Source organism: Pseudomonas agronomica, assembly GCF_025917275.1.
Classification (GTDB): Bacteria; Pseudomonadota; Gammaproteobacteria; order Pseudomonadales; family Pseudomonadaceae; genus Aquipseudomonas; species Aquipseudomonas agronomica.
On record NZ_JAOSHO010000354.1, the window covers coordinates 1 to 5,457 of the forward strand.

Below are 5,457 nucleotides of genomic sequence, written 5' to 3' on the forward strand. Positions count from 1 at the left end.
TGTGGGAGCGAGCTTGCTCGCGATGAGGTCCACTCGGTCTGTCAGCCGGGCTCACACCCCTTCAAAACCAACCGAATAATCGTCTGCGCCGCCGCTTCGTAGTCCGCTTCATCCAGCTTGGCCTTGCCGGTCACGGCGCTGATCTGCCAGTCGAAATCGGCGTAGGTCTGGGTGGCGGCCCAGATGCTGAACATCAGGTGGTTGGGGTCGATGGGGGCGATCTGGCCGCGGTCGATCCAGGTCTGGATGCAGTCGATGTTGTGCCGCGCCTGGGCGTTGAGCTGTTCGATGAGGTCGGCGCTCAGGTGCGGGGCGCCGTGCATGATTTCGCTGGCGAAGACTTTCGAGGCGAACGGCAGGTCGCGGGAGATGCGGATCTTGGAGTGGATGTAGTGGCTCAGCACTTCGCCCGGCTCGCCGTCGGCGTTGAAGGGGGTGGAGGCCTGGAGAATCGGCTCGATGATGCTTTCAAGGACCTCGCGATAGAGGTTTTCCTTGGATTTGAAGTAGTAGTAGACGTTGGGTTTGGGCAAGCCCGCCTTGGCCGCGATGTCGCTGGTTTTGGTCGCGGCGAAGCCCTTGTCGGCAAATTCTTCGCTGGCGGCACGCAGGATCAGTTCTTTGTTGCGCTCGCGGATAGTGCTCATAAACCCTGGGGTTCCTTGCCGATCATGGCGGTGGCGCATGGTAGCACCGGCCTCGCGCGGCGCTCAAGAATGCCCCTGGTGGCCTGTGTGGCTAATTCGTGCACTCAACTTCGGCGCCAGTGCTTGCCAAGCTGCGTTACCATTCCTCGCCGTAGCGGGCTACGACTCGTCATGGCGCCTTGCCTGGCAATCACTGGCACTCGAATTTGAGTACTCGAATTAACCGTACAGGCCACAAGGCTGCGCGGCTCGCGTTATGCTGCGCGGCAATATTGTTCAAGGAGCCCCTCCATGGCTGGAAGCAGTTTGCTGGTTTTGATCGACGACATTGCCACGGTACTCGACGATGTGGCGTTGATGACCAAGATGGCCGCCAAGAAAACCGCCGGCGTGCTCGGTGATGACCTGGCGCTCAACGCCCAGCAAGTCTCGGGTGTGCGGGCTGAGCGGGAATTGCCAGTGGTGTGGGCGGTGGCCAAGGGCTCGTTCCTCAACAAGCTGATCCTGGTGCCGTCGGCGCTGGCCATCAGTGCCTTCGTCCCTTGGCTGGTGACGCCGTTGTTGATGGTCGGCGGCGCCTACCTGTGTTTCGAAGGGTTCGAAAAACTCGCCCACAAATTCCTTCACAGCAAGGCTGAAGACCAAGCCGAACACGCGCAACTGGTCGAGGCGGTGGCCGATCCGGCGGTCGATCTGGTGGCCTTTGAAAAGGACAAGATCAAGGGTGCGGTACGCACCGATTTCATCCTCTCGGCGGAAATCATCGCCATCACCCTCGGCACCGTCGCCGATGCGCCGCTGACCCAGCAGGTGATCGTGCTGTCGGGCATCGCCATTGTCATGACCGTCGGCGTGTACGGCCTGGTGGCCGGCATCGTCAAGCTCGATGATCTGGGCTTGTGGCTGACCCAGAAGCCAGGGCAGGCCGCCAAGAGCATTGGCAGAGCGATCTTGAGCGCGGCGCCTTACATGATGAAAGGCCTGTCGGTGATCGGCACGGCGGCGATGTTCCTGGTGGGCGGCGGCATCCTGACCCATGGCGTGCCGGCGGTGCGCCACTGGATCGAAGGCGTTGCGGCCAGCGCCGGCGGTGCCGGGTTCATCGTGCCGACGTTGCTCAATGCGGTGGCGGGGATTGTCGCGGGGGCTGTGGTGTTGGCGGGTGTGCTGGCGGTGGGCAAAATCTGGAAGGCGCTGAAAGGCTGAGTCTGCCAACGCATTACAACTGTGGGAGCGAGCTTGCTCGCGATAGCAGTCTGTCAGGCAACATTAATGTTGGATGTCAGACCGTCATCGCGAGCAAGCTCGCTCCCACAATGGTTTTGCGGTCTCCGAAAGTTACTCGGCGATCTGCAACTTGCGCGACTCGGTGTACACGTAGCGAACCTTTTCATACTCGAACGGCGAGTTCAGCTGGCCGTAGCGGAAGCTGGTCTGGTAGCGCTTGTCCACGCCGCGCAGGAGCAGCAGTTCCGGGTGGTTGGCGCTGACTTCGGAGACGTTCAGGAAGTTGATCGCCGACTCGGCCGTGTAGTCCACGAGCAGGCCCGAGGTGTCGCGCAGGTTCGATGGGCCGAAGATCGGCAGCACGAAGTAAGCGCCGGCCGGTACGCCGTAGAAACCCAGGGTCTGGCCGAAGTCTTCGCTCTGGCGCGGCAGGCCCATGGCGGTGGCCGGGTCCCACAGGCCGGCGATGCCGACCGTGGTGTTGAGCAACAGCCGAGCGGTGGTTTCCATCGAACGCTTGCCCTTGAATTGCAGCAGGCTGTTCACCAGGTTCGGCACGTCGCCCAGGTTGTTGAAGAAGTTGCTCACACCGGTGCGCACGAAGCTCGGGGTGACGTAGCGGTAGCCATCGACCACGGGCAGGAATACCCATTCGTCGAAGCGGTAGTTGAAGTGATAGACGCGGCGGTTCCAGGATTCCAGCGGGTCATAGACGTTCAAGGCGTTGAGCGTCGAGCGTTCGAATTCGCGTTGATCCAGGCCCGGGTTGAACTTGAGCTTGGTCAGCGGTTCCTTGAACCCGTCAGCATCCACCTTCACGGGCGCATCGGCTTTGCTGTTATCGGCGTGGACCATGCCCGCGCTCATTAACGCGGCGATCAGCAGGAGATATTTAGCCACGGAAGAACTCCAGCATGGCGTCGCTGTTGACGCGGTAGTTAAGGTTGCCGCAGTGCCCACCCAGCGGGTAGACCGTCAGGCGATCGCCAAAGGTCTTGCGCAGGAAGCCCAGGTCACCGGGGCCGAGGATCACATCGTCGGCGTTGTGCATCACCGCAATCTTCGGACTGGCCTGCAGATAATCCTTCAGGGCGTACAGGCTGACCTGGTCGACCAGTTGCAACAGGCTGCCGCCGTCGGTGCGGGCCCGCCACATCGGGATGACTTGCTCGGTGAGGTAGCAGTCGAAATCGCATTGCAGCGCACGCTTGAGGAAGGGCGTCAGGCTGGTGCTTTCGGTAATGGGGAATTTGGGTGGGATGATCAGGCCGCGGCGGTTGATCAGGTCCGAGGTGAAGGCGATATCGGCCGCCGAGAACCGGAACGAGGTGCCGATCAGCATCGCCATCTGCTCGTTGCTCAAGTGTTGCTTGGACTGTTGGAAGTCATAGAGCAGGGCATCGTTGAGGTCGATGTAGCCTTTTTGCTGGAAGTAGCGGGTCAGCTTGTTCAGCACCAGCTCATAAAAGGTGGTGGTGCTGTTGATGCCCTTGACCTCGGTCTGGACCAGTTTGTCCAGGTTGGTGATCGAGGTGTAGAGGTTCACCGGCGGGTTCAGCAGCAAAACCTTCTTGAAATTGAAGCTGCGGCGGGTTTCGTCCAGGTGCGCGACGAAGGCCGCGTCCAGGGCGCCGAGGCTGTAGCCGGTCAGGTAGTACTCGGTGACCGGTACCTTAGGATTCTGCGCGCGCACGGCCTGCATCACCCGGTACATGTCTTCGGCGTCTTCCTTGGTGATGCCAGGGGTGGCGAAGCGCGAGGCGGCACTCATGAAGTCGAAACTGGTGGGCGAAGACAGCTGCACCACGTGATAACCGGCCTTGTAGTAGAGGCGCTTGAGGTACTCGTTGAGCGTGCTGTCATACCGTGCGCCGGTGCCTGCAATCAGGAAGATCAGCGGCGCGGGCTTGTCCTGGGTGGCCATGCGGTAGGTGAGGCTTTTCACCGGCCAGAAATTGTCCGGCAGGATGAATTCGCGTTCGGGGCGCAGGGTGACGGTGTGGTCCGACTGGTTGATGTCTTCGTTCAGCGGCAGTTCCGGCCTCAGGTCCGGCGGCGTGGTGGCGATGGTCGCCTCGAACGGGTTGGTCAAGGGATAGCCATAGCTGGCGGCGTCAATGTCCACCGCCAGCGCGGACGCACTCAGGATAAGGCCGCCAATGAGGGCAGCGAAGCGCAAGGAACGGAGCATGACTAGATCCCTTAGAGGAAGGTGCCGAATGAGGTTCGCAGCTATGACCATCGAAGCCAAGCCAAGTGCCATGACGGCTGCAAAACAAGCGCGAAAGGAGCGCAAGAGTAGCGGGACAATACACGTTGGAGCCGGGTAGCGGCTAGTGGAGCTGCCGGCTTCTTGGTACGGGCATGCAAGGTTTGGGCGGAATTGGCCGGGCAAAACCGCTTAAATGGCTTGCTGGCTTTCTGATGTCGTTTCTCGTTGCTTCGGCGTCGCAGACAGAGCAGGTTCCAGAACGGCGCAGGTTGATGATCAGCCAGTCAGTACTCCACTGGCGTTCGGACCGGTTTTGCAGGCGAGCGTGATGGGGGCGCTGTGCACCATAACAATACGTTGACGCCGCTCGGCATCCGTCGGGCGCAGCACTTTCGGGGAAGTAACGATGAAGATGCGACGACTCTTGGGCGCAGGTGCCGCACTGGTACTGGCGATCAGCTCCACCTTGGCCAGCGCCGAGACCAAAACCCTGAGCATTGGCTACGTTGATGGTTGGTCCGACAGCGTCGCCACCACGCACGTGGCCGCCGAAGTGATCAAGCAAAAACTCGGCTATGACGTGAAGCTGCAAGCCGTCGCGACCGGGATCATGTGGCAGGGCGTTGCCACCGGCAAGCTCGATGCAATGCTCTCGGCCTGGCTGCCAGTGACCCACGGCGACTACTGGGCGAAGAACAAGGACCAGGTGGTCGATTACGGCCCCAACTTCAAGGATGCAAAAATCGGCCTGATCGTGCCGGAGTACGTCAAGGCCAAGTCCCTCGAAGACCTGAAGACCGACGACTCCTTCAAGAAGCGCATCGTCGGCATCGACGCCGGTTCAGGCGTGATGCTCAAGACCGAACAGGCCATCAAGGACTACGACCTGACCGGCTATCAACTCAAGGCCAGTTCCGGCGCCGGCATGATTGCCGAGCTGACCCGTGCCGAGAAAAAGAACGAGTCCATTGCCGTGACCGGTTGGGTGCCGCACTGGATGTTCGCCAAGTGGAAACTGCGCTTCCTGGAAGACCCGAAAGGTGTCTATGGCGCGGCTGAGACTGTGAACAGCATCGGCAGCAAGGAGCTGGGCAACAAGGCGCCAGAAGTGGCTGAATTCCTGAAGAAGTTCCAGTGGGCTTCGAAAGACGAAATCGGCGAAGTCATGCTGGCGATCCAGGAAGGCGCCAAGCCGGAAGCCGCTGCCAAGGATTGGGTAGCCAAGCACCCGGACCGCGTGAAGGAGTGGACCGGCAAGTAATCGGCCTGGTCTGACTGTTCCGAAAACCGCATGAGCTGGAGGCATGCGGTTTTTTTGTGCGTGCGATTCCTGAATTTTCCACTAAACCCTGTGGGAGCGAGCTTGCTCGC

General features: G+C 60.6%; 5 protein-coding genes. 2 read left to right on the top strand and 3 right to left on the bottom strand.

Annotated features, from left to right (window positions below):
• Positions 1-41 precede the first annotated feature (41 nt).
• Positions 42-647: a TetR/AcrR family transcriptional regulator gene (locus OC610_RS20325; RefSeq protein ID WP_264430215.1), complete on the bottom strand. Its 606-nt coding sequence runs from the start codon at positions 645-647 to the stop codon at positions 42-44.
• Positions 648-938: 291 nt separating this feature from the next.
• On the opposite strand from OC610_RS20325, the gene OC610_RS20330 reads away from it, so the two are divergent.
• Positions 939-1,853, top strand: a complete 915-nt coding sequence (locus OC610_RS20330; protein WP_264430216.1) for a DUF808 domain-containing protein — start codon at positions 939-941, stop codon at positions 1,851-1,853.
• 132 nt (positions 1,854-1,985) lie between these two features.
• Here OC610_RS20330 and OC610_RS20335 read toward each other — a convergent pair whose 3' ends face one another.
• Together OC610_RS20335 and OC610_RS20340 are read right to left on the bottom strand one after the other, a co-directional pair.
• Entirely contained in the window at positions 1,986-2,774 is a 789-nt protein-coding gene (locus tag OC610_RS20335; protein WP_264430217.1) for an MlaA family lipoprotein, read from the bottom strand.
• Positions 2,767-4,065: a serine/threonine protein kinase gene (locus tag OC610_RS20340; protein WP_181289830.1), complete on the bottom strand. Its 1,299-nt coding sequence runs from the start codon at positions 4,063-4,065 to the stop codon at positions 2,767-2,769. The genes OC610_RS20335 and OC610_RS20340 overlap by 8 nt, the downstream gene beginning before the upstream one ends.
• A 427-nt stretch (positions 4,066-4,492) precedes the next feature.
• Between OC610_RS20340 and OC610_RS20345 the strand changes: the two genes are divergently transcribed.
• The gene (locus OC610_RS20345) at positions 4,493-5,347 is read left to right on the top strand and encodes a glycine betaine ABC transporter substrate-binding protein (protein ID WP_264430219.1); all 855 of its coding nucleotides are present in this window, start codon (positions 4,493-4,495) and stop codon (positions 5,345-5,347) included.
• Positions 5,348-5,457: the final 110 nt, after the last annotated feature.